The 24447-nt window shown below is 62.0% G+C and carries 22 protein-coding genes; 15 read left to right on the top strand and 7 right to left on the bottom strand.

Going from position 1 to position 24447, the window contains the following annotated elements; all coding sequences use genetic code 11:
* The first annotated feature begins 61 nt into the window (after positions 1 to 61).
* Together KBB36_RS12180 and KBB36_RS12175 are read left to right on the top strand one after the other, a co-directional pair.
* The gene (locus tag KBB36_RS12180) at positions 62 to 2101 is read left to right on the top strand and encodes a transglycosylase domain-containing protein (RefSeq protein WP_290980883.1); all 2040 of its coding nucleotides are present in this window, start codon (positions 62 to 64) and stop codon (positions 2099 to 2101) included.
* Between the two features lie 14 nt (positions 2102 to 2115).
* Positions 2116 to 3201 (top strand): alpha/beta fold hydrolase, encoded by a 1086-nt coding sequence (locus KBB36_RS12175; protein WP_290980880.1) that lies wholly within the window; start codon positions 2116 to 2118, stop codon positions 3199 to 3201.
* A gap of 6 nt (positions 3202 to 3207) precedes the next feature.
* On the opposite strand, the gene KBB36_RS12170 is transcribed toward KBB36_RS12175, so the two are convergent.
* Positions 3208 to 4413: a multidrug effflux MFS transporter gene (locus KBB36_RS12170; protein ID WP_290980877.1), complete on the bottom strand. Its 1206-nt coding sequence runs from the start codon at positions 4411 to 4413 to the stop codon at positions 3208 to 3210.
* A 34-nt stretch (positions 4414 to 4447) separates the two neighbouring features.
* Positions 4448 to 5080, bottom strand: a complete 633-nt coding sequence (locus tag KBB36_RS12165; protein WP_290980875.1) for a SprT family zinc-dependent metalloprotease — start codon at positions 5078 to 5080, stop codon at positions 4448 to 4450.
* Positions 5081 to 5302: 222 nt separating this feature from the next.
* Between KBB36_RS12165 and ugpB the strand changes: the two genes are divergently transcribed.
* The 4 genes from ugpB to KBB36_RS12145 all read left to right on the top strand — a co-directional run bounded on the left by ugpB (position 5303) and on the right by KBB36_RS12145 (position 9576).
* Entirely contained in the window at positions 5303 to 6655 is a 1353-nt protein-coding gene (ugpB, locus tag KBB36_RS12160; RefSeq protein WP_290980872.1) for a sn-glycerol-3-phosphate ABC transporter substrate-binding protein UgpB, read from the top strand.
* Between the two features lie 102 nt (positions 6656 to 6757).
* Positions 6758 to 7639 (top strand): sn-glycerol-3-phosphate ABC transporter permease UgpA, encoded by an 882-nt coding sequence (gene ugpA, locus KBB36_RS12155; RefSeq protein ID WP_290980870.1) that lies wholly within the window; start codon positions 6758 to 6760, stop codon positions 7637 to 7639.
* Between the two features lie 2 nt (positions 7640 to 7641).
* Positions 7642 to 8499, top strand: coding sequence for a sn-glycerol-3-phosphate ABC transporter permease UgpE (gene ugpE, locus KBB36_RS12150; RefSeq protein ID WP_290980867.1), 858 nt, complete (start codon positions 7642 to 7644; stop codon positions 8497 to 8499).
* Between the two features lie 6 nt (positions 8500 to 8505).
* Positions 8506 to 9576 (top strand): sn-glycerol-3-phosphate import ATP-binding protein UgpC, encoded by a 1071-nt coding sequence (locus KBB36_RS12145; RefSeq protein WP_290980864.1) that lies wholly within the window; start codon positions 8506 to 8508, stop codon positions 9574 to 9576.
* A gap of 2 nt (positions 9577 to 9578) precedes the next feature.
* Here the strand turns inward: KBB36_RS12145 and KBB36_RS12140 are convergent, their stop codons facing one another.
* Positions 9579 to 9968 carry a hypothetical protein gene (locus KBB36_RS12140; RefSeq protein ID WP_290980861.1) on the bottom strand — a complete coding sequence of 130 codons (390 nt, stop codon included), beginning with the start codon at positions 9966 to 9968 and terminating at the stop codon, positions 9579 to 9581.
* Between the two features lie 145 nt (positions 9969 to 10113).
* On the opposite strand from KBB36_RS12140, the gene KBB36_RS12135 reads away from it, so the two are divergent.
* Both KBB36_RS12135 and KBB36_RS12130 read left to right on the top strand, forming a co-directional pair.
* Entirely contained in the window at positions 10114 to 11106 is a 993-nt protein-coding gene (locus KBB36_RS12135) for an NAD(P)-dependent oxidoreductase (RefSeq protein WP_290980858.1), read from the top strand.
* A 10-nt stretch (positions 11107 to 11116) separates the two neighbouring features.
* On the top strand, positions 11117 to 12241 hold the full coding sequence (locus KBB36_RS12130) for a DegT/DnrJ/EryC1/StrS aminotransferase family protein (protein ID WP_290980855.1): 1125 nt from the start codon (positions 11117 to 11119) through the stop codon (positions 12239 to 12241).
* A gap of 3 nt (positions 12242 to 12244) precedes the next feature.
* Here KBB36_RS12130 and KBB36_RS12125 read toward each other — a convergent pair whose 3' ends face one another.
* Together KBB36_RS12125 and KBB36_RS12120 are read right to left on the bottom strand one after the other, a co-directional pair.
* Positions 12245 to 12586 carry an EamA family transporter gene (locus KBB36_RS12125; RefSeq protein ID WP_290980852.1) on the bottom strand — a complete coding sequence of 114 codons (342 nt, stop codon included), beginning with the start codon at positions 12584 to 12586 and terminating at the stop codon, positions 12245 to 12247.
* A complete protein-coding gene (locus KBB36_RS12120) occupies positions 12583 to 13572 on the bottom strand; it encodes a glycosyltransferase family 2 protein (protein ID WP_290980849.1) in 990 nt (329 codons plus the stop codon). Before KBB36_RS12120 ends, KBB36_RS12125 begins: the two co-directional genes overlap by 4 nt.
* A 255-nt stretch (positions 13573 to 13827) precedes the next feature.
* Between KBB36_RS12120 and KBB36_RS12115 the strand changes: the two genes are divergently transcribed.
* Positions 13828 to 15471: a hypothetical protein gene (locus KBB36_RS12115; protein WP_290980846.1), complete on the top strand. Its 1644-nt coding sequence runs from the start codon at positions 13828 to 13830 to the stop codon at positions 15469 to 15471.
* A 9-nt stretch (positions 15472 to 15480) separates the two neighbouring features.
* On the opposite strand, the gene KBB36_RS12110 is transcribed toward KBB36_RS12115, so the two are convergent.
* Entirely contained in the window at positions 15481 to 16671 is a 1191-nt protein-coding gene (locus KBB36_RS12110; protein ID WP_290980843.1) for a multidrug effflux MFS transporter, read from the bottom strand.
* Between the two features lie 230 nt (positions 16672 to 16901).
* Here KBB36_RS12110 and KBB36_RS12105 point away from each other — a divergent pair, with 230 nt between their 5' ends.
* The 6 genes from KBB36_RS12105 (at position 16902) to KBB36_RS12080 (ending at position 21686) form a co-directional block, all read left to right on the top strand.
* Positions 16902 to 17627 carry a Bax inhibitor-1/YccA family protein gene (locus KBB36_RS12105; protein ID WP_290980840.1) on the top strand — a complete coding sequence of 242 codons (726 nt, stop codon included), beginning with the start codon at positions 16902 to 16904 and terminating at the stop codon, positions 17625 to 17627.
* A 135-nt stretch (positions 17628 to 17762) separates the two neighbouring features.
* On the top strand, positions 17763 to 18044 hold the full coding sequence (locus KBB36_RS12100; RefSeq protein WP_290980837.1) for a type II toxin-antitoxin system ParD family antitoxin: 282 nt from the start codon (positions 17763 to 17765) through the stop codon (positions 18042 to 18044).
* A gap of 12 nt (positions 18045 to 18056) precedes the next feature.
* A complete protein-coding gene (locus KBB36_RS12095; RefSeq protein ID WP_290980834.1) occupies positions 18057 to 18344 on the top strand; it encodes a type II toxin-antitoxin system RelE/ParE family toxin in 288 nt (95 codons plus the stop codon).
* Positions 18345 to 18418: 74 nt separating this feature from the next.
* Complete coding sequence (locus KBB36_RS12090) at positions 18419 to 19939, top strand: M81 family metallopeptidase (RefSeq protein ID WP_290980831.1); 1521 nt, start codon at positions 18419 to 18421, stop codon at positions 19937 to 19939.
* A 6-nt stretch (positions 19940 to 19945) separates the two neighbouring features.
* The gene (locus tag KBB36_RS12085; RefSeq protein WP_290980828.1) at positions 19946 to 21247 is read left to right on the top strand and encodes a tetratricopeptide repeat protein; all 1302 of its coding nucleotides are present in this window, start codon (positions 19946 to 19948) and stop codon (positions 21245 to 21247) included.
* Between the two features lie 211 nt (positions 21248 to 21458).
* Positions 21459 to 21686: a hypothetical protein gene (locus tag KBB36_RS12080; protein WP_290980825.1), complete on the top strand. Its 228-nt coding sequence runs from the start codon at positions 21459 to 21461 to the stop codon at positions 21684 to 21686.
* A gap of 511 nt (positions 21687 to 22197) precedes the next feature.
* Here KBB36_RS12080 and KBB36_RS12075 read toward each other — a convergent pair.
* Positions 22198 to 24213 carry a protein meaA gene (locus KBB36_RS12075; RefSeq protein ID WP_290981011.1) on the bottom strand — a complete coding sequence of 672 codons (2016 nt, stop codon included), beginning with the start codon at positions 24211 to 24213 and terminating at the stop codon, positions 22198 to 22200.
* Positions 24214 to 24447: the final 234 nt, after the last annotated feature.

Here is a 24447-nt window from a genome sequence, read left to right as displayed (position 1 = left end):
TCCAGGGCCATTCAGGGCGGCAACCTGTGCAGCCCGCCCGAATACCCGTATAAGCCTGGACATGCCGACCAAGTCTGAAAAACCCACCGGCCAGAAAACCAGAAAAAAGAAATCCGGCGCCAAAGCGCCAAACCGGGGCGGCCTGTTGCGCAGCCTGCTGGCCGGGCTGGTGCTGCTCGGCATCTGGGGGCTGATCATGCTGGGCGGTTTGCTGGCCTATTTCGCCTATGACCTGCCGGATTTCAACGAGCTTTATGTGGTTGAGCGCCGCAACTCGATGTCGCTGCGCGCCGCCGATGGCAGCATGCTGGCCACCTTCGGCGACCTCTATGGTGAACACCGCAACCTGGCGGAATTGCCCAAGCATCTGCCGGATGCGCTGATCGCCACCGAGGATCGCCGCTTCCACAGCCATTTTGGCATCGATCCGATTGGCCTGGCGCGCGCCACCTGGATCAATCTGCGCGCCGGCCGCGTGGTGCAGGGCGGATCAACCCTGACCCAGCAGTTGGCCAAGAATGTGTTCCTGGACCAGAGCCGCACCATGAAGCGCAAGGCGCAGGAATTGCTGCTGGCTTTCTGGCTGGAGCGTAATTTCACCAAGAACCAGATCCTGGAAATGTATCTCAACCGGGTCTATTTCGGCGCCGGCGCGCATGGCGTGGAAGCGGCCGCGCAGCGCTATTTCGACAAGCCGGCAACCCAGCTTAGCCTGACCGAAAGCGCCATGCTGGTGGGGCTGTTGAAGGCCCCGTCACGGCTGGCGCCCACCGGCAATATCAAATCGGCCCAAAGCCGCGCCGCCCAGGTGCTGGATAACATGGTGGCCGCCGGCAAGCTGGATGCCGCTGCCGCCAAGGCGGCCCTGGCCAAGCCGGCGCAGCTGGCGCGCTCGCGGCTGCCGATGCCGAATGCGCGCTATTTCGCCGATTGGGTGGTGGACGAGGTTTATCAGCTGGTCGGGCGCAATTATGCCGACCTTGTTGTGTGGACCAGCCTGGATGCACGCATGCAGCAGGCCGCCGAACGCGCCGCCGAAGCCGCGCTGGCTCGCGACGGTGAAAAACTGGATGTGGAACAGGCTGCCTTGGTGGCGCTATCGCCCGATGGCGCAGTGCGCGCCATGGTGGGCGGCCGGGATTATCTGGATAGCAGCTTCAACCGTGCCACCCAGGCGCGGCGCCAGCCGGGCAGCGCCTTCAAGCCGATCCTGTTCCTGACCGCGCTGGAAAACGGTATCCATCCCGAGGACGGTTTTGTGGATGGCCCGATCACCGTGGATAAGTGGACGCCGCGTAATTATGACGGCAAATACGCCGGCAACACCAGTTTTGCCGAGGCGGCGGCGCGCTCCACCAACACCGTGGCGGTGCAGATATCGGAACGAGTTGGGCGCCAGCGCGTGATCGACACAGCGCGGCGGCTGGGGATTGTCAGCGAGCTGAAGCCGCATCCTTCGCTTGCGCTGGGCGCATTCGAGACCGGGCTGCTGGAACTGACCAATGCCTATGCCGCCTTTGCAAATGGCGGCTATACCGTGCTGGCCTATGGCGTGCTGGAAGTGCGCGACGGGCAGGGCAACATCCTGTTCCGGCGCGACGGCCAGAGTGTGATGGCGCATATGATCGATCCCGAGCCGCTGGCGGAACTCAATCAATTGCTGCAAGGCGTGATCGACCACGGCACCGGCCGCGCCGCCCGCATCGGCCGCCCGGCAGCGGGCAAGACCGGCACCACCTCGGATTATCGCGATGCCTGGTTCATCGGCTACACGCCCGATATCATCGCCGGCGTGTGGGTGGGGAACGACAACAACGCGCCGATGAACAAGGTTTCCGGCGGCGGCATGCCGGCACAGATCTGGCGTGCCTTCATGCAGGAAGCCGTGAAGGGCAGCCAGCCGCGCCCATTACCGGAACGCCCGGCTGCCCCAGCCCTCAACCTGCCCTCGCTGTGGGACCGGATCGTCAGCCAGTTCGGCGGCGGCAATGCGCCACAGCCCGCAAACCAGCCCCTGCCGACACCACCGACGCAAACTCCCCTGCCGCAAGCCAGCGAACCGCAGCTTAACTGGCAGGTTGGCCCGCAGCCGGTAAGATAATAGTGTGTGACACCATGAAGATGATGCCCCTATCCCGCCGCCGCCTCTCTGCCCTGCTGCTGGGCTCAGCCGCCCTTGCCATCGCCATGCTGGGGCCGAACCCTGCCAGAGCGGAAACCGCCAGTGTGAATCAAGGCATCGCCCAGGGCGCCGGCAACACGCCGCTGGCGGTGACCCTGGTATTGCCCAGCGGCCAGCAGCCGCCGGAAAAAGGCTGGCCGGCGCTGCTGCTGATCCAGGGCAGCGGCCCGACCGACCGCGACGGCAACCAGCCGCCGCAATTACGCACCGACCTGCTGCGCCAGATTGCCGAACATCTTGCTGCGCAAGGTATCGCCACCCTGCGCTACGACAAGCGCGGCATGCATGCCAATAATGCCAGCCTGCCCACCGATGCCGCCGCCTATGCCGATTTCTTCCGCTGGGAGAATTTTGTTGGCGATGCCACGGCGGTGTTCCGCTTCCTGACCGACCATCCCGGCGTGGATGCCCAGCGCACCGGCATTCTGGGTCATTCCGAGGGCGGCCTGATCGCGCTGGCCGCAGCCGAGCAATTGCACCAGACCGGCAATGTGGTGCCTGCCGCCCTGGTGCTGGCGGCAACGCCCGGCCGCAAACTGGATGCGGTGATCACCAGCCAGCTTGAACGGCTGCTGGCCGAGCAGCAGGCACCGGCCAACCAGAGCCGCGCCCTGCTCAATGCCAACAAGCGCATCATGGAAACCATTGTCGCCAACGGCCAGGTGCCGGGCGATGTGCCGCGCGGCCTGGTGCCGCTTTATCCGCATTATGCCGGCGGCTTTCTGCAATCACTATTCCGGCTCGATCCGGCAGCCCTGGCGCGCGACTATCGCGGCCCAGTGCTGGTGTTGCAGGGCCAGGCCGATAACCAGGTTTCGCCGGAACGCGACGCGCCTACCCTGGACAATGCCCTGGCGGATCGCGGCGGCGCCAAGCATACATTGCGCATCTTCCCGCAGCTCAGCCACAATTTCAAAGTCAGCAGCCAGGAGCCGGAAACCGATATTGCCGGCCCGGTGGGCGAGGAAATGTTGCGCGCCCTGACCGAATGGCTCAGGCCCAATCTGGCAATCAAATAAGCCGCATCAGGCGGCGCGGCGCACAATCAGCCAGTAGGATGCAGCGGTAAGCAGCCCCATCGCCGCGATGGCGAAGGCCAGCGGCAGGGCCGTCTGGTTCAGCGCATGGCCAACGCCGATGCCGACCAATGCCGCCACCGTCATCTGCGTGAAGCCCATCAGCGAGGCGGCCGAGCCGGCCATCTGCGGAAAAGGCTGCAAGCCGCCGGCCTGGGCCTGCGGCATGGTGAGGCCAACACCGGCGGTGTAGATCAGCATCGGCCCGACCAGCGAAAACCAGTGCCAGGATTGGCCAAACTGGTCTGCCGTCAATGCCAGCACCGCCATCAGCACACCGCCCAGGGCGCAGCAGCCCACACCCAGTTGCAGCATGCGATCGACACCCAGCCGCACGGTGAAGCGGGCGCCGATCATGGCGCCGCCGATATAGCCGATCACCACCAGGCCGAAGCAGTAGCCAAAAGCGGTTTCGGAAATACCGAACACTTCCATCAGCACAAAGGACGAGCCTGAGATGAAGCTGAACAGGCCGCCGTAGCAAAAGGCGATGCAGGCGACATAACCGCGAAAGCGCTGATGCCGGATCAGCGTGGCGAAATTATGCAGCATCGGCCCGATACGGGTGGCGGCGGGATCGCGGCGCTGATTGCTTTCCGCCAGCAGCAGCGCAATGGAAAGCCACAGCGCCAGGCCGATCAGCGCCATGGCGACAAAATTCGCCTGCCAGCCGAGATGCGCATGCAGATAACCGCCGAGCACCGGCGCCACTGCCGGGGTCAGACCCAGCGCCATGGCAATCATCGACATCATGCGCGCGGCGCGTTCGCGCTCGAACAGATCACGCACCATGGCGCGGCCCAGCACCACGCCGGAACAGGCGCCCAAGGCTTGCACAAAACGCCAGCCGATCAAGGCCTCGATGCTTGGCGCCAGGGCGCAGCCGATACTGGCCAGCACAAAGATCATCACCCCGACCAGCAAGACCGGCTTGCGCCCGAAACGATCCGAGAGCGGACCATAAACCAGCTGCGTGGCGGCGAAGCCGGCCAGAAATGCCGAGAGCGTGAGTTGCACCGTGGCCGCATCGGTGCGGTAAAGCTGCGCCAGACTGGGCAGCGAGGCGAGATACATATCGGTGGAAAGCGGACCGAGCGCGGTGATGCAGCCCAGCAGCACCACCAGGGCCAGGGAGTCGCGGTTCAGTTTCGCCATATGCCGTTACCCGCCCCTTCGACCATGCCCAAACTCAGCCATGTAGATGCAGATCGGTGCCATGGCGCTTGAGCCAGCCGCGCGCCGCGCGCAGCTCAACTTCGCCACCAACCAGCCGGGCCACCAGACCCCAGAAGGCATCGGAATGATCCATATGGCGCAGGTGCGCCACTTCATGCGCCACCAGATAGCGCAGGATCGCGGGCGGCGCCATGATCACGCGCCAGGAGAAAGACAGGTTCCCGCCGGCCGAGCAACTGCCCCAGCGGCTCTGGGTGTCGCGGATCGTCACCTTCCGCAAGGTCAGCCCTTCGGCCTCGGCCATCTGCCGCGCCTGGCTGGAAAATTCCGTCCGGGCGCGCTGCTTGAGCCAATCGCGCAGGCGGCGCTGCACATGCTCGGCTCGGCCGGCAACATGCACGGCGCCATCTTCAAGCCAGACAGCGCCACGTTCACGCGCTTCCGGCCGGTGCCGAATCAGCAGCTTTTCGCCCAGCAGTGGCAAATGGCTGCCATCCTGCCAGGGTTCGGCCTGCGGCCGCTCTGCCTGACGGGCCAGAATCCAGCCGGCCTGTTCCTGCATAAAAGCCTGCCCGGCAGCCAGGCCGGCGCGTTTCGGCAGCACCAGAACCACTGTGCCATCGCGCGGCATGACGCGCAGCAACATGCGACGAGCGCGTGCATCGCGGCGCAATATGAAGGGAAACGGCTGCCCGTCCACAATCACCCGGTCGGGTTGCCAATCGATTTTGTGTGAATAAGCCTTGGTCACAACGGGGGGCCTGTCATATAACTGTAACCATGCTGACGCGGAACCGTCGCGGCATGACAACTATAAAGTCGGGCTTCCCCCGACCAGGGTGGGAATTTTAGCATTGGAGACGGAATAATGAAAATCAAAGGCACTTTCGGGCGCCTGGCGCTGGCTCTGCTCGGCGGCACCGCCATGGTCGCCACCTCGTCGGCGGTTCTGGCCCAGGCCAAGGACAACCGCATTGAGCTGCAATGGTGGCATGCGATGACCGGTGCGCTGAACGAGCGCGTCAATGAAGTCGCCGATGGCTTCAACAAAGGCCAGGACAAGTACAAGATCGTTGCCGTGAACAAGGGCAGCTATCCGGAAACGCTGACCGCCGCCATGGCCGCCTATCGCGCCGGCAAGGGCCCGCATATCGTGCAGGTTTTCGAAGTTGGCACCGGCACCATGATGGCCTCGCGCGCTGCGATCAAGCCGGTCTACGAATTGATGGCGCAGAACGGCTACAAGTTCGATCCGGGCAGCTATCTCTCCGCGGTCACCGGCTACTATTCCACCAGCGACGGCAAGATGCTGTCCTATCCGTTCAATTCCTCCACGCCGGTGATGTATTACAACAAGGACGCCTTCGAGAAGGCCGGCCTGAATCCGAACCAGCCGCCGAAGACCTGGCAGGAAATGGACGGCGTGGTGCGCAAGCTGAAGGCCAGCGGCGTCGCCTGCCCGTTCCAGTCCAACTGGCAGACCTGGATCCAGCTGGAGAATTTCTCGGCGCTGCATAACGTGCCCTTCGCCACCAAGTCGAACGGCTTTGATGGCTTTGACACCGAGCTGAAGTTCAACAGCCCGCTGCATGTGCGCCATATCACCCAGCTCTCGACCTGGCAGAAGGAAGGCCTGTTCGTGTATGGCGGCCGCAAGAACGAGGCGAATGCCAAGTTCGTGTCTGGCGAATGCGCCATCCATATGGAAAGCTCGGCCGGCTACGCCACCTTCGCCCGCGGCGCCAAGTTCAAGTGGGGCATCTCGATGCTGCCCTATTACAGCGATGTGCAGGGCGCGCCGCAGAATTCGATCATCGGCGGTGCCTCGCTTTGGGTGCTGGCGAAGCACAAGGCCGAGGAATACAAGGGCATAGCCCAGTTCTTCGATTACCTGTCCTCGACCGAGAATCAGGCTTGGTGGCATAAGGCGACCGGCTATCTGCCGATCACCCCGATGTCCTACGAAACCACCAAGGCCCAGGGTTTCTACCTAGCCAATCCGGGCACTGACATCTCGGTGCAGCAGATGACCCTGAAGGCGCCGACCAGCAACTCGAAGGGCCTGCGCCTGGGCAACTTCGTGCAGATCCGCGACGTGATGGACGAAGAGCTGGAAGCCGTCTGGTCGGGCAAGAAGACTCCGAAGGAAGCTCTGGACACCGCCGTGGAGCGTGGCAATCGCCTGCTGCGGCAGTTCGAGCGCGACAACAAGCGCTCCTGAGCTGTTGAGTAAATGAAGTATCGGCCCGCGTCTTGACTTTGTCAGGCGCGGGCCTTTTCTTGGCGCTCCTTTAGCGATTAGCCCGTCAGAGACACATCCGGCATGGAAAAGCGCGTCGTCTTTCAGAACAAGCTGCTGCCCTACATGCTGCTGGCGCCGCAGATTGCCATCACTATTGTTTTCTTCTTCTGGCCAGCCGGCCAGGCGGTGGTGCAGTCGGTGTTGCGCGAAGATGCCTTTGGCACCTCCAGCCAGTTCGTCGGGATGGAGAATTTTCTCTACCTGCTGGAAGACGAATATTACCTGAATTCTTTCAAGGTCACGGCAGTGTTCAGCCTGCTGGTAACCAGCATCGGCCTCAGCCTGTCGCTGCTGCTGGCGGTGATTGCCGACCGCATCATTCGCGGCGCCATGGCCTACAAAACCCTGCTGATCTGGCCCTATGCCGTGGCCCCGGCCGTGGCCGGCGCGCTGTGGAGCTTTGTATTCCTGCCCGGCCAGGGCATCCTGGCCTATGGCCTGAAGCAGATCGGCATCGACTGGAATTATCTGCTCAATCCGAATCAGGCCATGACCGTGGTGGTGATCGCCGCCACCTGGAAGCAGATCAGCTACAATTTCCTGTTTTTCCTGGCCGGCCTTCAGGCGATTCCGAAATCGCTGATCGAGGCTGCCTCGATTGACGGCGCCGGTCCGACCCGGCGTTTCTGGACCATCATCTTCCCGCTGCTTTCCCCCACCCTGTTCTTCCTTATGGTGGTGAATGTGGTCTACGCCTTCTTCGAGACCTTTGGCGTGGTGCATGCCACCACCCGTGGCGGCCCGGCCAAGGCGACCGAAATTCTGGTTTACAAGGTGTGGTATGACGGTTTCGAGGCGCAGGATCTGGGCGGCTCGTCGGCCCAGTCGGTGGTACTGATGCTGATCGTGATCGGCCTCACCGTGCTGCAATTCCGCTATATCGAGCGCAAGGTGCATTACTGACCATGATTGAGCGCCGCCCCATCGCCGATTTCATCGGCCATTCCACCCTGATCCTGGCGGCCTGTATCGTCGCCTTCCCGATCTATCTGGCGGTGATTGCCGCGTCGCACACGATTCCGGATCTAGCGCAATCGCCGATGCCGATGCTGCCGGGCGCCGAATTCTTCAAGAACACTGCCCAGGCGCTGTTCGACGGCCCGCAGCTTGTTGGTGTTTCAGGCGGCACGCCGGCTTTGCTGTTGATGGTGAACAGCCTGATCATGGCGGTGTCGATTGCGGTCGGCAAGATCGTGATCTCGCTGCTCTCGGCCTTTGCCATCGTTTATTTCCGCTTCCCGCTGCGCAACTTTTTCTTCTGGATGATTTTCATCACCCTGATGCTGCCGGTGGAAGTACGCATCATCCCCACCTACAAGATTGTTGCCGATCTCGGCCTGCTGGATACCTATACCGGCCTGGTGCTGCCGCTGATCGCCTCGGCCACCGCCACTTTCCTGTTCCGGCAGTTCTTCATGACCGTGCCGGATGAACTGGTGGAAGCGGCGCGTATCGATGGCGCCGGCCCGATGCGCTTCTTCTGGGATGTGCTGGTGCCGCTGGCCCGCACCAGCATCGCGGCGATGTTTGTGATCCAGTTCATCTATGGCTGGAATCAATATCTCTGGCCGCTGCTGATTGCATCCGATCCGAAATACCAGACCATCGTGCTCTCCATCGGCCGCCTGGTGCGCGCGCCCGATGCCTATCTGGAATGGCCGGTGATCATGGGCATGGCCGTGCTGGCCCTGCTGCCGCCGGTTTTTGTTGTGGTGCTGATGCAGCGCTGGTTTGTCAAAGGTCTCGTGGAAACGGAGAAGTAAGCCGCCATGGCAAAGGTGACGCTCAGCAGCGTTAAAAAGAATTACGGCCCCATCCGGGTTATCCATGGCGTTGACATGGAGATCAAGGATGGCGAGTTCATCGTCATCGTCGGCCCCTCGGGCTGCGGCAAATCCACCCTGTTGCGCATGATCGCCGGGCTTGAGGCGATTACCGATGGCACCATCGCCATCGGCGAGCGGGTGGTGAACAACATCGAGCCGCGCGACCGCGACATTGCCATGGTGTTTCAGAATTACGCGCTCTATCCGCATATGAGCGTGTACGAGAATATGTCCTACGGCCTGCGCATCCGCGGCATGAGCAAGGACGAGATCGCCAAGCGCGTGTCACGCGCCGCTGATATCCTGCAATTGCAGCCCTATCTGCAACGCCGCCCGCGTGAACTTTCCGGTGGCCAGCGCCAGCGTGTGGCAATGGGCCGCGCCATCGTGCGCGAACCGAGCGTGTTCCTGTTTGACGAACCGCTTTCCAACCTGGATGCCAAGCTGCGTGTGCAGATGCGGCTGGAGATCAAGCGGCTGCACCAGCAACTCGGCGTCACCTCGGTTTATGTGACGCATGACCAGGTGGAGGCGATGACCCTGGCCGACCGGCTGATCGTGATGAACCAGGGCCGCGCCGAACAGATCGGCACCCCGGCCCAGGTTTATTCCACCCCGGCCACCACCTATGTAGGTGGCTTCATCGGCAGCCCGCCGATGAATTTCCTGAGCTGCGAAGTGGCTGGCGGCCAGGCTCGCCTGCCCGACGGCACCTTGTTGCCGCTGCCTGCCGCCTATGCCGGCGCTGCCGCCGGCAGCTATACGCTGGGCATCCGGCCGGAGCATATGCGCCCCGTTCTGGCCGGCGAAACCGGCCATCTTGCCCTCAACGTGGATGTGGCCGAGGAACTTGGCGCCGACACTTTGCTGCATGGCAAGGTGGGAACTGAGGAAGTGGTGGCCCGTGTGCCGAGCAATGCCGGCTATCATGATGCCAGCACGCCCAGCCTGCTGATCGACACCACGCAGCTTCATTTGTTCGACAAGGCCAGCGGCGCCCGCATCGGCGCCTGAAATCAGAAAGCCACGCTTGTGCCGGGCAGGTTGTCGATTGGCAACCTGGGCCGGGCTTCCGATGCCGTGCGGCTGAGCGCCGAACAGGTATAGGTGACGCGCACCGGCGCCGAGAGCGAGCAATATTTCAGATCGCCGCCATTGGCGATCGGCGTGGCATTTGCGCAATGCTGGGTCACCAGCTTACGCACACTTTCCGGCTTGTGCAGCGTGGCATTATAGCAGACCGAGAATAACGGCAGCGTGGTGGTGGGGTCCAAAACCTGATTCGGCACCACGATGAAATATGGCTCGGTGAGCTGCCCGCCACCACAGCCAGCCAGCAGCCCCAGGCCCAGTACAAGACCGGCGAGACGCTGGGGCAGGCGGAGAGGACGGCAAGGCTGCGGCATGGCCGGCACTTTGCCGTGCCGGCCGGCACTTGGCAAGGCATCGGCGGCAACCGGCAAACTCTGGCGCGGGCGGCCATGATTTGAGCATAATCCGGCGCTTTAATGATTTTCGACACCGCCCCCAAGCAACCGGATGATGCAGGCAATGAGTGACGATTTTTCCGTATGGCGCGACCGCCCCGTGGTGGTGACCGGCGGCGCCGGCTTCATCGGATCGAACCTGGCCCGCCGCCTGGCCGAGTTGGGCGCCCAGGTGACGGTGATCGACCGCATGCTGGCCGGCTATGGCGCCAACATGTTCAATCTGGCCCTGCCGGCCAATCCGATCAGCTTGCTGGAATCCGATATCGGCGCCGAAAATGCGATCACTGATGCGGTGACCGGCGCCCATACCATCTTCAATTTCGCCGGCCAGACATCGCATATGGATTCGATGCAGCAGCCGCTGGAAGACATGGCGCTGAACCAGATCGCCAATCTACGTTTCATCGAACTGGTGCGACGGGTCAATCCCGGCGCCCGGCTGGTATTTTCCAGCACCCGGCAATTCTACGGCCCGCCGCAATATCTGCCGGTGGATGAGAAACACCCGCTCAACCCGCCCGATATCAATGGCATCCACAAACTGGCTGCCGAGCAATATCACATGCTCTATGCCCGGGTTTACGGCATGCGGGTCACCGCCTTGCGCCTGACCAATGTGTATGGCCCGCGCATGCGTATCCGCGATGCCAAGCAGACCTTCCTCGGCATCTGGGTGCGGCATGTGATCGAAGATAGCGCCTTTGAAGTCTGGGGCGGCACCCAGCGGCGCGATTTCAGCTATGTGGAAGATCTGGTGGAAGCCGCTTTGCGCACCGCCATGGCGGATGCCACCATCGGCCATGTTTATAATATCGGCGGCCATCCTTCGCTGACCCTGGATGAACTGGCCGAGCTGCTGGTGCAGGTGGGCGGCAGCGGCAGTTTCATCCGCAAGGAATTCCCCGCCGAGCGCAAGAAGATCGATATCGGCGATTATTATTGCGACGACAGCGCTTTCCGCGCCGCCGCCAACTGGCAGCCGCGTTTCGACATGGCCGAGGGCCTGCGCCGCACCCTGGCCTATTACCGCGCCAACAAACATTTCTACCTGTGAGGCTTTCCGCATGATTCCGCAAACCGACCCGAAGGCCGGCTATCTGGCGCAACAGACCGAGATCGACGCCGCAATCCGCCGCGTGCTGGACGGCGGCCGCTACATCCTGGGTGATGAAGTGAGCGGCTTCGAGGCCGAATTCGCCGCCTATGCCGGTGCCGCCCATGGCATTGCCTGTGCCAGCGGCACTGACGCGCTGATCCTGGCCTTGCGCGCCCTGGAAATCGGCCCCGGCGATGCGGTGTTCACCGTGTCTCATACCGCTGTGGCCACTGTGGCGGCCATCGAGCTGACCGGCGCCACGCCGGTATTGCTGGATGTGGATGGTTATTACGGCCTGGACGTGGCGCAGCTTGAAGCCACCCTGGCGCAATGGCCGGCCGATGCTGCCGCCAAGCCGCGGGCGATCATTCCGGTGCATCTTTATGGCCAGGCCGCCGACATGCCGGCCATCGCCGCCATCGCCGCCAAATACGATCTTGCCATCATCGAGGATGGCAGCCAGGCGCATGGCGCGCGGCTCGGCGGCATCGGCATCGGCCATTGGGGTGCACTGACTGCCTACAGCCTCTATCCAACCAAGAATCTCGGCGCCATCGGCGATGGCGGCATCATCACCAGCAATGATGCCGGCCTGACCCAACGGCTGAAGGAATTGCGCGAATATGGCTGGCGCGAGCGCTATGTCAGTGCCATTGCGGGCATGAACAGCCGGCTCGATCCGATCCAGGCGGCGATTCTGCGTGTCAAGCTGACCCGGCTGGCACAGGATACCGCGCAACGCCAGGCCATCGCCAGGCGTTATGATGCCGGCTTGTCCGGCATTGCCGGTCTCGCCTTGCCCGTGAGCCGTGTCGGTTCTGAGCAAGTCTACCATCAATACGTGATCGATGTTGGCCCCGAACGCCGCGACGGCCTGCGCGCCAAGCTGACCGAGGCCGGCATCGGCAATCTGGTGCATTATCCGGTGCCGGTGCATTTGCAGCCGGCCTATCAGGGCCGCGTGATGCTGGGCCAGGGCGGGCTGGCGCGCACCGAACGCGCCGCGCTCTCCATCCTCAGCCTGCCGATGTTTCCGCAACTGAGCGATGCCCAGGCCGATGCCGTGATTGCAGCCGTCAGAGCCGCTTTATGAGGCTCAGGCCTGGCGGCTGATCAGGAAAACACCGCCGCAGATCAGCGCGATGCCGGCCAGCTTGGCCGGCCCGATCTGCTCGCCATAAAGCCAATAGGCAGCCAGCGCCACCACCACATAGGATAGCGACACCATCGGGAAGGCGACCGAAACCGGCAGCTTGCGCAAGGCATACATGTAGCAGAGCGCGGCGAGGAAATAGAGGCCAAGACCAATGATGGATTGCGGCGCCAGCAACTGGCTGACAACACTGTCGCTGCCGGCATCGGCGCCGGATTTGAGCAGCATCTGACCGGCCACGCCGATCAGCACACCCAGCGCCAGGATCAGATAATACGGCATCATGGCGTCGGCACCTCGACGGCAATCTGCTCCCCGGCCCGCGCCTTTTCATTACGCAGCACATCGCGCACCACAAATTGTGGCCGCTTGTTGATGGTAAGGAACATGCGGCCGAGATATTCGCCAACCAGCCCCAGCATGATAAGCTGCACACCGGCCAGCAGCAGCACTGCCGCCATCAGCGAGGCCCAGCCCTGCGGCGCGCCTTCCGAGAGCAATGCCTCGATCAGCACAAACACAAAGCCAAAAATCCCCAAACCCGCCATGGCGACACCAACCAGGGTGCCGACACGCAGCGGGATGACCGAGAAATTCAGGAACATCGACAGGAACAGGCGCAGCAACCGCGCCAGCGTATAGTTGCTGCGGCCTTCGGCCCGCGGCAGATGGCTCACCTGCAAGCGGCCAATACGCTGCGTGATCTGCATGATCAGACCATCGACATAGGGAAACGGCCCGTCATGCGCCACCACCTGGCGCGCGAGGAAGGCGCTCATGCAGCGGAAGCTGGAAAGATACAGGCCCTTCGGTTTATCGAGCAGGTGGTCGGCGCACCAGTTGGTGAAGCGGCTGCCGAGATTGCGCCAGGCTTCGTGTTTCTTCTCGGCATAATAGGTGTAGACCACGTCATAATCGTTATCGCTGGCATGGCGCCACAGCCGCACCACCTCTTCGGGCGGATTCTGCAAATCGTCGTCCATGGTGATGATATAGGCGCCGCGGGCATGGCTGAGCCCGGCCATCACCGCATTATGCTCGCCGTAATTACGCGACAAGTTGACCACGCTGAGCGCCACGTTGTTGGCGCGGCATAGCTCGCGGCACACGTCCAGCGAATTATCCGGGCTGCAATCATTGACCAGCACAATTTCCAGCCTGCCGGGAATTTCCAGCCTGGCGAGAGCTTCCACCAGACTGGGTACACTGGCGGCGCCGTTATAGACCGGCACAACAATGGAAAGCGCAAAGAGGGGCGTGGCTTCAGTCATGATTTTCCCGCAGGCAACGGCCAATGCAGCAGGATTAGAGGAAACGGCCGCTAGTTCCAATAGTCGGCCCGGATTGCGGCGGCGCCATGGCAGACCGGTGTCGGAAATTGGCCCGATATGCGGACCCCCCCGCATTCAAACCGAAATCCACCAACAAACCCATTGATTCCAGCGTAAGTGAATGATTTACCAAGGCGGCGTATACTTTCCAACCCGTCAGTTGCACCCCATGATCGGCTCAATCGACCCCACGGCATGACCCAGATTTCACCCATCGACCAGCCAGAGACCACCGCCACGCGCAAATGGCTGGTGCGGCTCGATTGGTCGCGGCTGCTTTATGGCTTCATGCTGCTGCTCTGCTCGGCCTGGATCATTGGCTACTTCTTCCCGCCGCTTAATCACGACACGTCGGTGTTGCTGTATATCTCCAAGGTCTGGCTTGAAGGCGGCAAGCTGTATGTCGATGCCATCGACATGAACACGCCGCTGGTGTTTGTGCTGCACCTGCTGCCCGAGGCGCTGGCCAAGCTGACCGGCCTGCCCGGCACCACGATGCTGATCCTTTGCCTGGCAGCCGGCATCGCCGCTTCCTACACCACCTGCCGCTGGGTACTGGCCGGCAGCCTGGATCCGGCCCATGCCACCGCTGATGCGCTGCTGCCGCTGCTGCTGCTGTTTCTGCTGATCGTGTTTCCGAACCAGACCTTCGGCCAGCGTGAGCATATCATGCTGGTGCTGGCGATGCCCTACCTGCTGGTTGCCTCGGGCCGCGCCCAGCGCGAGGTGCTGAGCCGCCGGCTGCGCATCATCACCGGTCTGCTGGCCGGCCTTGGCTTCTGCATCAAACCCTATTTCATCGCCATACCGGCCCTGGTGGAGCTTTACATTCTGAGCCAGCGCGGCTGGCGCGCCATGCTGGCCGATGTGGTGCCATGGTGCATGCTGGCGGTAGGTGTGGGCCACGCCCTGTTTGCCGTGCTGGTAACGCCGGAATATTTCAGTATCGCCCTGCCGATTGCGCGTGAATTCTACACAGCGGTTTCCGATACTGACTGGCTCGACCTGATCACCGGGCCGCATCTTGGTCCGCCCAGCGTGATCCTGCCTTTACTCTGCATTCCGGCCTGGCTGGCGATCCGCTCAGATCTGGCCCGCATCGTCTCGCTGGCCGGTTTCGGCGCGCTCTTCTCGGCCTATGCCCAGGGCAAGGGCTGGCCCTACCAGTCGATGCCGGCCCAGGCTCTCACCCTGCTGCTGGCCGCCGTGATCATTGCCCATGTCATGGATCACCAGGTCTGGCCGCGCCGCACCATCACGGGCGGCCAGCCGCGCCAGCAGGGGCCGCGCCTGTTTGCCGCCGCGCTGATGCTGCTGGTTTTTTATCAGGAAGGGCTGCATACGCGGCCGTTCTTCAAGCAGCTTGAATATGCCAATTCGGAAGTGCCGCGCCTGCTGCATATCATCCGCCAGGAAGCCTATAACAAGCGTATCCTGGTGCTGTCGCCCGGCATCTACCCACATTTCCCGATCATCAACTATGCCGACATGCGCATGACCATGCGGTTTGAGAGCATGTGGGTGCTGCAGGGGGTTTATGCCGATTGCAATGAATTGGCGCCGCTGTATAACCCGCCGGAAGCAATGAGCCGGGGTGAGGCCTTTGTGTTCCGTTCGGTGGCCGAGGATTTCTATAAGAAAAAGCCGGCGCTGCTCATCGTCGACAAGGTGGCCGGCATTCCGCGCTGCCAGGATGAGACTTTCAACTATCTCGACTATTTCTCGCGCAATCCGCTTTTTGCCAAGCGGCTGGAAGACTATGACCAGCTCATGGAATTTGATCGTTACGTGATCTACAAGCGGCGCCAGCCGGTGCCAAAAGTGACACCGGCTTCCTGACGCCCAGTTTCAGTCACGCACCAGAACGCTGCGCACCACAAAGCCGCTCACCATCAGAAATGCGATCAGGCCGGCCATTGGCACCGCTGTTCCTGTATGCAGCGTGCCAACCAGGGCGCTGGAAGCGCCGCCGCAGCCAAATTGCAGGATGCCCATCAAGGCTGCCGCCGTGCCGGCGCGCGGCCCCTGCACCGCTGCCATCGCGGCCGCACCAGCATTGGGCATCACCATGCCCATCGGCGCCAGGCAGATAATCACCGCCGCGATCAGGAAGGGCAGCGGCAATTCGGCCCAGGCCACCAGCAGCAAGCCAAGGCTGGCCAAGGCTGCGAAACCGCCCGCCACAGCCAGCACCTCGGCCGAAGTGAAGCGGCGCAGCAGCACGCGATTGAGCTGCGAAGCGCCGATCAGCCCGAAGGCACCGCCGCCAAACACCCAGGCATAATGATGCGGCGCCATGCCATGCAGTTCGATGAACACAAAGGGTGAGCCCGCGATATAGGCGAACATGCCGCCCGAAGGCAAAGCCGAAGCCAGCGTGTAGCCCATGAAGCGGCGGTCAGCGAAGAAGCCGGCATAATCCTTCAACGACCCCAGCAGCGATAGCGGCCGATACGGGCCGGGATGGCTTTCCGGCAGCAGGCGCCAGGCCGCCAGCAGCACGATGCTGCCAACCACCGCCAGGAAGCCAAAAATCGCCGGCCAGCCGAACCAGATCAGCATGTAGCCGCCCAGCAGCGGCGCCAGGATCGGTGCCACGCCCAGCACCAGCATCAGCAGCGAGAAAACCCGCGCCATTTCCTGTGGCGGATAGAGATCACGCACCATGGCACGGCCGATCACCAGGCCACCGCAGCAGCCCAGGGCCTGCACGAAACGCAGCGCGATCAGCATCTCGGCACTAGTGGCAAAGGCACAGGCGATGGAGGCCAGCACGAAGATCACGCTGGCGCCAAACAGCGGCTTGAGCCGGCCGAATCGGTCGGAAAGCGGCCCGGTGACCAACTGGCCGAGCGCCAGGCCGACAAAAAAGGCCGACAAGGTGAGCTCGATACGGCCATCCGGGGCGGCAAATTCCCGCGCCAAACCGGGCAAGGCCGGCAGGTACATATCCACTGCCAGCGGGGTGAAGGCGGTCAGCGAACCAAGAATAAGAGTTAATCGCGCCAGCGAGACAGGCGCGGGGGAAACAGGGGTCATGGGAGGCTCCGGCCCGCGTTGATCGCGGGCTCTTACCCTCCTCTTACACCGAAATCCCTGGTAAATGAACGCTTTTCATGGGACTATCACGGCCTCGGGATGATCGCGATAGGGGCTTGAAATCGCGGCCGAAATCCCCAAATATCAAGTCGACATAAACAGTGCATAAACGCCCGCCGGATGGCCGGCACGTCAAAATGCGCTGTGTGCAAACCAGGAGGCAAACCACCATGTCCACCCCGTTCAACCAGACGCGCTATGGCTATCGCGCCGGCACGTTGGACCAGGCGACCATCGATCAGGCGCTGCGGTCCTACATGCTGCGCGTCTACAATCTGATGGGTTCGGGCCTGGCGCTTTCCGGCATCGTTGCCATTGCCGTGGCCCAGAGCCCCGCCCTGATGCAGACTCTGTTCGGCTCCGGCCTCGGCATCCTCGTTTCACTGGTGCCGATCGGCCTGTTGCTGGTGATGAGCTTTGGCATCAACAAGTTGTCGGCCCCGGCCGTGCAGGCGCTCTATTGGGGCTTTGTCGCCACCATGGGCGTGTCGCTGTCTGCGGTCGCGATGCGCTATACCGGCGAAAGCGTCACCCGTGTCTTCCTGATCACGGCCGGCATGTTCGGCGCGGTGAGCCTGTGGGGCTACACCACCAAGCGTGACCTGACCGGGATGGGTTCGTTCCTGTTCATGGGCGTGATCGGCCTGTTCATTGCCGGTATCGTCAACATCTTCCTTGGCTCCAGCATTGTCCAGATGGCGATCTCGGCGATCACCGTGCTGGTTTTCACCGGCCTGACCGCCTATGACACCCAGCGCATCAAGAGCGAGTTCAATGAAGGCGATGCCGCCGACATCCAGAGCAAGCAGGCGATCTTTGGTGCCGTGTCGCTCTATGTGAACTTCGTCAACATCTTCCTGGCCATGCTCAACCTGTTCGGCCAGAAGAACGAGTGATCCACTAGACAAACTGGTTCTAGGGGCCAGCAGCCCCCTCCAGGGAACCCCGGCAGCGGCAACGCTGCTGGGGTTTTTTTGTTGCAGTATGGAATTTATGATAATCTATCGCATCCTTTTCACTGGAGCCGACCGATGGCCACCCTGACTGTTTCCCTGCCAGATCCGCTTAAAGCGTGGATTGAGCAGCAGATTAGCCAAGGGCAATATGCTGATGCTGGCGATTACCTGAGGGATTTGGTGCGCCGGGATCAGGAGATGCAAACCGGCAAGACTCGTTCGGTAGGCACAACCGAGCAGCCACTGAGCCTGGAGGAAGCCCGCCGGCTCGTCGCCGAGGCAAAGATCGGCGGGGTCAGCCAGCGCAGCCCGGCAGAAATTTTCGCCGCCGCCAGTTCCGACAGCAGAAGCGCCTGAAAGGCCGAAATCTTGGCTCACTATCGCCTTTCGCTGCGCGCCGACCAAGACCTGTTCGATATTTTCCGTTACGGCATAAAAACTTTCGGTCTGGTGCAGGCAGAAAGCTACCAAATTGACCTGACACGCTGTTTCGATCTATTAGCCGAAAACCCTTGCCTCGGCCGGCCCGCAGATATCATCGCGCCGGGCCTGAGGCGCCATGAACATGCCCGCCATGTCATTCTCTATGAGATTGAGGCAGACGGCGTGCTGATCCTGGCGGTCTTGCATGGCCGGAGACTGCTGCATCTGTTCTGATGCCGCGCCACGCCAATGGCGGATTTTTTCTTTTCCCCGCCCGCCACCTATGCTTCCATATGCCTACAAACAAAATGGAGTCGCCGCCCCCGATGCCGCAATCGCCGAAAAAGCTTGTGCTCGCCATGATGAAGCATGAGACCAACACCTTCTCGCCCATTGTTACCGACATGGCCCGGTTCGAGGCCTGGGGGCTGTATCGCGATCACGCGGCAATTGAAGCCTACGCCAAGACCAACATGCCGCTGGGCGTGTATCTGAAGCAGGCCCGCGCCATCGGCGCTGAAGTGGTGCTGCCGATTGCCGCCGAGGCGATGCCGGGCGGCAAGGTGACGCGGGAAGCCTATGCGGCCTTGTGCGAGCCGATCCTGGCGGCGGTGCGCGCCGGTTGCGACGGCTGCCTGCTGGACCTGCATGGCGCCATGGTGACCGAGGATACCGATGACGGCGAAGGCACCTTGCTGGAGCGTATCCGCCAGATTGCGCCCGACCTGCCGATTGCCGTGACCCTGGACCTGCATTGCAACCTGACCCAGCGCATGATCGACAATTGCGATGCGCTGATCGGCTATAAGACCTATCCGCATGTGGATATGGATGTGGTGGCGGAACAGGTTGGCGCCATCCTGCTGGGCTGGCTCAAGGGCGAGCGGCCGAAGCCGGCCATGGCCTGGCGGCAATTGCCGCTGCTATCGCAAACCCTGGCGCAAGGCACTGCCGACGAGCCGATGAAGGGCCTGATTGCCGCCTGCCTGGCCGAGGAAGCCGCCGGCCTGCCCGCCGCTACGGTGTTTGGCGGCTTTGCCCTGGCCGATATTCCTGATGCCGGCACTAGCGTGATCTGCATCGGCGATGATTTTGCCCAGGCCGATGCCGCCGCCGCACGCATCGCGCAACTGGCCTGGCAGCAGCGCGATATCTTTCTCTATCAGCACCGCGACTTGCAGGAGACGGTGGCCGAGGCGAAGCAGAAAGCCGCCAGCGTGGATGGCCCGATTGTGCTTTTGGACCATGCTGACAATTGCGGCTCGGGCGGCACCCAGGATGTGATGACGGTGATTGCCGAAGTGCTGCGCCAGGGCCTCCAGGATGTGGCGGTGGGCGCGGTATGGGACCCCGAGGCGGTGCGCCAGATGCAGGCGGCCGGCGTGGGCGCCACGATCACGCTGAAGCTTGGCGGCAAGACCGACATGCCGGCGATCCATGAGCCGGGCCGGCCGCTGGAACTGACCGGCCGGGTGCGCACGATCACCGATGGCGAATGGGTGGTGCGTGGCCCGATGTATACCGGCTATGTGGTGAAGATGGGGCCATCGGCGGTGTTCGAGACTGCCGGCATGCAGATTGTGGTGGTGTCGAACCATCACGAACCCTGGGATACTGGCGTGTTCACCTCGATGGGCATCGATCCGCTCTCGAAGCGTTATCTGCTGCTGAAATCGCGCATTCATTATCGCGCCGGCTTTGCGCCGCTGGCTCGCGCCACCTATACGCTGGATGGCATTGGCGTTACCACCTCGGATAACAGCAAGCTGGACTACAAGCGCCTGCGCAAGCCGCTGTATCCGTTTGACCGGCTGAATGACTGGCCCTGAACCGGCATGACTTTGCGCGACGCCCAGGGGCTGGAAATCAGCAGCGACAACCCGGCGGTATTGGTCGGGCTGGATGGTTTTGATGCCAGCTTCCTGCGCTATGGCAAAACTGCCGGCCTGGTGCTGGCCGCCGCGCAGCAACAGCCGGATCAGGTTCTGGCCAATGCCAAGGCAGCCGCTTTGCAGCTTTTTATGCAGACCGGCGATGCCGCCGCCAAGGCGGCGCCTTTCCTGGCTGCCGGCGCCGCATCTCTGGACAAGGCTCTGCCACGCGAGCAGCTGTGGCTAAAGGCGGTGCAAGCCTGGGCTGATAACGACATACCGCGCGCCATCGCATTGCATGAGGAGATCGTGCGGCTGTATCCGCGCGATCTGGCGGCGATGAAACTGGGCCAGGGCCATATGTTTCATATCGGCGATGCCGCCGGCATGCTGCGTATCGCCGAAGCTGCCGCGCCAGCCAATGCCGAGAACCCGTATCTGCATGGCATGCTGGCCTTCGCTTTGGAGGAGAGCCATCGGCTGAACGAAGCCGAAGCCGCGGCTCGTCATGCCATTGCGCTGCAACGCGCCGAACCCTGGGCGCATCATGCCCTGGCACATGTGATGGAAGCGCAAGGTCGCGTTGAAGAAGGCCTGACCACCCTGACCGAACTGAGCGATTGCTGGGCCGAGTGCAACAGCTTCATGCTGACGCATAACTGGTGGCATGCGGCATTGTTTGCCATCGACAGCGACCGTCCGGATCAGGCACTGGCGCTGTATGACCAGCGGGTCTGGGGCGTGTGGAAGGAATACAGCCAGGATCAGGTCAATGCCGTGGCCTTGCTGGCACGGCTGGAATTTGTCGGCCTGGATGCCGGGGCGCGGTGGCAAGACCTGGCGCAATATCTGGAAGGCCGCCTGCATGAGCATGTCGACCCCTTCCTGGACCTGCATTACCTGCTCGGCCTGGCCCGCGCCGGCTATGATGCCAGCGCCAGTGAATTGCTCACCAGCATGGCCGAATACAGCCATAGCCGGCCGCAGGAGCCGAGCTGGCGCGAAACCGCCCTGCCGCTTGGGCGTGGCATTGTGGCCTATGGCCGCGAGCAATGGGCCGAGGCGTTTCGCCACCTTGGCGCCGGGCTTGCCGGGCTGCACCGGATTGGCGGCAGCCATGCCCAGCGCGACCTGTTTCATTGGCTCTGGCTGGAGGCCGGCTGGCGCGCGGGTGCCTATGCGGCAATACGCCCCACCCTGGCCGAACGGCTGGCGGCGCGGCCCGATGTGGCCCGCCATCGTCGCGAATGGCAGCGCGCCGGCTGATTCGCAGCGAATCGGGGCGAATCGCGATAAAAAAGCCATAAAATACCGGCGAATCATTTGTTAATACGATGACGAATCGCCGCAATTGGCGCGGCTTTGGCACTGCCGCTTGACAGCGACTGCAAGCCATACACGAGATGATGCCGATGCAGCCCGCCGCCATAACAACCATGACGCGGGAAATGCAGCCTCAATCCTAGGGATCACACCGATGTTCACCCGTATCAAGACGATCGCTGCCGCTTTCATCGTCGCTGGCTTCCTGACCGGCGCCATGGCGCCCGCCATCGCCAGCAACGCCCAGGCGCAGGCCACTCCGGCAACCCCGGCCAAGCCGGCCGCCAAGGCGAAGAAGGCCGAAGCCAAGAAGCCGACTGAAAAGAAGGCCAAGAAGACCTCTGCCGCCAAGCCGGCGAAGAAGGCCAAGAAGGCCGCCTAATCGGCGCTTTCGGCTGAAACGATAAAGCCTCCCCCCGGCACATCCGGGCGGAGGCTTTTTTTATTCGACGAATTATTTGTCAGTTTGTTTTTAAGCCGCAAACTAAAGTAATTTCTTTCTGTTGCAAAAAAAATAGATATAATTTACGCAAAATCATCGCCCATAAGTGATGTTTAACTTCGGATTAAACAGCTTTTAGTAAGCGCGGAGGGAGCCTTGCCCAGATCTCAGCAAGCCGAAGTAAAGCGTGGATACAATTGGATTTTAATCTCAATTCACGATGCACTTGCCAATCGAGAAAAAACGCCTGCCAATCGAGAAAAAATCCGATGCACAGAGTGCCATGGGCCTGTTCGCAGTCATAAGGCTAGCTCTAGCGGCGACGCACATTTTGAGCATATGAGACGCCATCAGGGGTGCAAACTAGGCGACTGTTTTAACGGAACAAGCAGCCTACACCCCTCCGCTATCACTTAAATTTTGGTTTATTGGTTTTTTTATACCAGCCCTGTCATGCCGCCTTTGAGTAAGCGGAATCAACCAATTGCGCGATGGCCCGCATGATCTGGGTCAGGTTGAAATCCTTTGGTGTGAACACACCGGCTATGCCGGCAGCACGCAGTTTGCGCTCATCCTCCGGCGGGATGATGCCGCCCACCACCACCGGCACTTCGCCGATGCCTTCGGCCCGCATGCGCTCGATCACATCAGTTGCCAGTTCCACATGGCTGCCGGAGAGGATGGAGAGGCCGACCAGATGCACGCCTTCTTCCAGGGCCGCTGAAACAATCTGCTCCGGCGTGAGGCGAATGCCTTCGTAAACCACTTCCATACCGCAATCACGCGCCTTTACGGCAATCTGCTCTGCGCCATTGGAATGGCCATCCAGCCCCGGCTTGCCCACCAGAAGTTTGATCGGGCGGCCCAGGCGGCGCGCCACAGCGGCCACCTCGGCGCGTAAGTCATCCATACCGTCATCAGCAGTGGCATTGGCTGCTGCCGCCACGCCAGTCGGCGCCCGGTATTCGCCGAACACGCCGCGCAGGCAGCCGGCCCATTCGCCGGTGGTGACGCCCGCCTTGGCCGCCGCGATGCTCGGCTCCATGATATTGCGGCCTTCGCGCGCAGCGGCTTCCAACTCAGCCAACGCCGCCTTCACCGCGCCGGCATCGCGCTGGGCGCGCCATTGCTGCAAACGCTCGATCTGCTCGGATTCCGCCGCCGCATCCACGGTCATGATGGCGCTGCCTTCGCTGGCCACCAGCGGCGATGGCGCGCTTTCGGTGAATTTGTTGACCCCCACCACGGTGATCTCGCCGGTTTCAATGCCGCGCACGCGGCCGGTATTGCTCTCCACCAGCGCCTGCTTGAGATAGCCGCTCTCCACCGCCTGGATCGCACCGCCCATGGCATCGATGCGTTCCAGCTCAGCCTTTGCTGCAAGCTTCAATTCATTCACCTTGGCTTCAATCGCCGGATTGCCGTCAAACAGGTCGCCGTATTCCAGCAGGTCGGTTTCATAGGCCACAATCTGCTGCAAACGCAGCGACCATTGCTGATCCCACGGCCGCGGCAGGCCCAAAGCCTCATTCCAGGCCGGCAATTGCACGGCGCGGGCGCGGGCTTTTTTGGATAGCACCACCGCCAGCATTTCCAACAGGATGCGGTAGACATTATTCTCCGGCTGCGGCTCGGTCAGGCCAAGGCTGTTGACCTGCACGCCATAGCGGAACAGCAAAGCCTTCTCGTCGGTGACACCATAGCGCTCACGACCGATCTCCTCCCAGAGATCAACAAAGGCGCGCATCTTGCAGATTTCGGTGACAAAGCGGATGCCGGCATTGACGAAAAAGCTGATGCGGCCAAAAGCCTGGGCAAAATCCTCCGGCGGCACCTGGCCCGAAGCCTTCACCGCATCCAGCACGGCGATGCCGGTGGCCAGGGCATAGGCCAGTTCCTGCACCGGCGTGGCCCCGGCCTCCTGCAAATGGTAGCTGCACACATTGGTCGGGTTCCACTTTGGCAACTCGCGATAGGTGAAGGCGATCACATCGGTGATCAGCCGCATCGAGGCTGCCGGCGGGAAGATATAGGTGCCGCGCGAAAGATATTCCTTGATGATGTCGTTCTGCACCGTGCCGTTCAGATCGGCGCGGCTGGTGCCCTGCTCCTCGGCCACGGCGATATAAAGCGCCAGCAGCCAGGCGGCCGGGGCATTGATGGTCATCGAGGTATTCATCTGGCCCAGCGGAATCTGGTCAAACAGCACCCGCATGTCGCCGAGATGCGCCACCGGCACTCCCACCTTGCCAACCTCGCCGCGCGCCAGCACATGGTCCGAGTCGTAGCCGGTCTGGGTCGGCAGGTCGAAAGCCACGCTCAGACCGGTCTGGCCGCGCCCCAGATTGGTGCGGTACAGCTCGTTTGAGGCCCGCGCCGAGCTATGCCCGGAATAGGTTCGGAACAGCCACGGCTTTTCCGTCTTTTTGCTAGTGCGAAGAGAGGGTTGTTCCGATTTGGTGGTCATGCCGTCCGCGCTCATAATAAAATTCCACCCTGATTAATTTTGGAGACATTAAATTGCCCCCTTGCGGCCTGCAACGGAAATATCATAACCTCCGCTGCACTGCAAAACGATCTTGCCATTTTTGCGGCAACGCAGAAAGATGTCAATCGCATTGCAGCGCCGTGCCGTGGCGGGCCGGCCAGCACAGAAAAGCGATCAGATTAGGAGTTCCTCGGTGAAGGAGAACGACATGTC

This window comes from Ferrovibrio sp. (assembly GCF_017994015.1).
Taxonomy (GTDB): domain Bacteria; phylum Pseudomonadota; class Alphaproteobacteria; order Ferrovibrionales; family Ferrovibrionaceae; genus Ferrovibrio.
Note: the sequence above shows the minus strand (reverse complement) of the source record. Positions and strands in the feature narration are given on the sequence as shown.

Bases quoted from the DNA above. Each gene is read 5' to 3' on its own strand.
- KBB36_RS12080 (WP_290980825.1), top strand. From the start codon at position 21,459: ATGTTCACCCGTATCAAGACGATCGCTGCCGCTTTCATCGTCGCTGGC.
- KBB36_RS12170 (WP_290980877.1), bottom strand. From the start codon at position 4,413: ATGGCGAAACTGAACCGCGACTCCCTGGCCCTGGTGGTGCTGCTGGGC.
- KBB36_RS12175 (WP_290980880.1), top strand. From the start codon at position 2,116: ATGAAGATGATGCCCCTATCCCGCCGCCGCCTCTCTGCCCTGCTGCTG.
- KBB36_RS12075 (WP_290981011.1), bottom strand. From the start codon at position 24,213: ATGACCACCAAATCGGAACAACCCTCTCTTCGCACTAGCAAAAAGACG.
- KBB36_RS12140 (WP_290980861.1), bottom strand. From the start codon at position 9,968: ATGCCGCAGCCTTGCCGTCCTCTCCGCCTGCCCCAGCGTCTCGCCGGT.
- KBB36_RS12120 (WP_290980849.1), bottom strand. From the start codon at position 13,572: ATGACTGAAGCCACGCCCCTCTTTGCGCTTTCCATTGTTGTGCCGGTC.
- KBB36_RS12085 (WP_290980828.1), top strand. From the start codon at position 19,946: ATGACTTTGCGCGACGCCCAGGGGCTGGAAATCAGCAGCGACAACCCG.
- ugpE (WP_290980867.1), top strand. From the start codon at position 7,642: ATGATTGAGCGCCGCCCCATCGCCGATTTCATCGGCCATTCCACCCTG.
- KBB36_RS12090 (WP_290980831.1), top strand. From the start codon at position 18,419: ATGGAGTCGCCGCCCCCGATGCCGCAATCGCCGAAAAAGCTTGTGCTC.
- KBB36_RS12180 (WP_290980883.1), top strand. From the start codon at position 62: ATGCCGACCAAGTCTGAAAAACCCACCGGCCAGAAAACCAGAAAAAAG.
- ugpA (WP_290980870.1), top strand. From the start codon at position 6,758: ATGGAAAAGCGCGTCGTCTTTCAGAACAAGCTGCTGCCCTACATGCTG.
- KBB36_RS12100 (WP_290980837.1), top strand. From the start codon at position 17,763: ATGGCCACCCTGACTGTTTCCCTGCCAGATCCGCTTAAAGCGTGGATT.
- KBB36_RS12130 (WP_290980855.1), top strand. From the start codon at position 11,117: ATGATTCCGCAAACCGACCCGAAGGCCGGCTATCTGGCGCAACAGACC.
- KBB36_RS12110 (WP_290980843.1), bottom strand. From the start codon at position 16,671: ATGACCCCTGTTTCCCCCGCGCCTGTCTCGCTGGCGCGATTAACTCTT.
- KBB36_RS12105 (WP_290980840.1), top strand. From the start codon at position 16,902: ATGTCCACCCCGTTCAACCAGACGCGCTATGGCTATCGCGCCGGCACG.
- KBB36_RS12125 (WP_290980852.1), bottom strand. From the start codon at position 12,586: ATGATGCCGTATTATCTGATCCTGGCGCTGGGTGTGCTGATCGGCGTG.
- KBB36_RS12165 (WP_290980875.1), bottom strand. From the start codon at position 5,080: ATGTTGCTGCGCGTCATGCCGCGCGATGGCACAGTGGTTCTGGTGCTG.
- KBB36_RS12115 (WP_290980846.1), top strand. From the start codon at position 13,828: ATGACCCAGATTTCACCCATCGACCAGCCAGAGACCACCGCCACGCGC.
- ugpB (WP_290980872.1), top strand. From the start codon at position 5,303: ATGAAAATCAAAGGCACTTTCGGGCGCCTGGCGCTGGCTCTGCTCGGC.
- KBB36_RS12145 (WP_290980864.1), top strand. From the start codon at position 8,506: ATGGCAAAGGTGACGCTCAGCAGCGTTAAAAAGAATTACGGCCCCATC.
- KBB36_RS12135 (WP_290980858.1), top strand. From the start codon at position 10,114: ATGAGTGACGATTTTTCCGTATGGCGCGACCGCCCCGTGGTGGTGACC.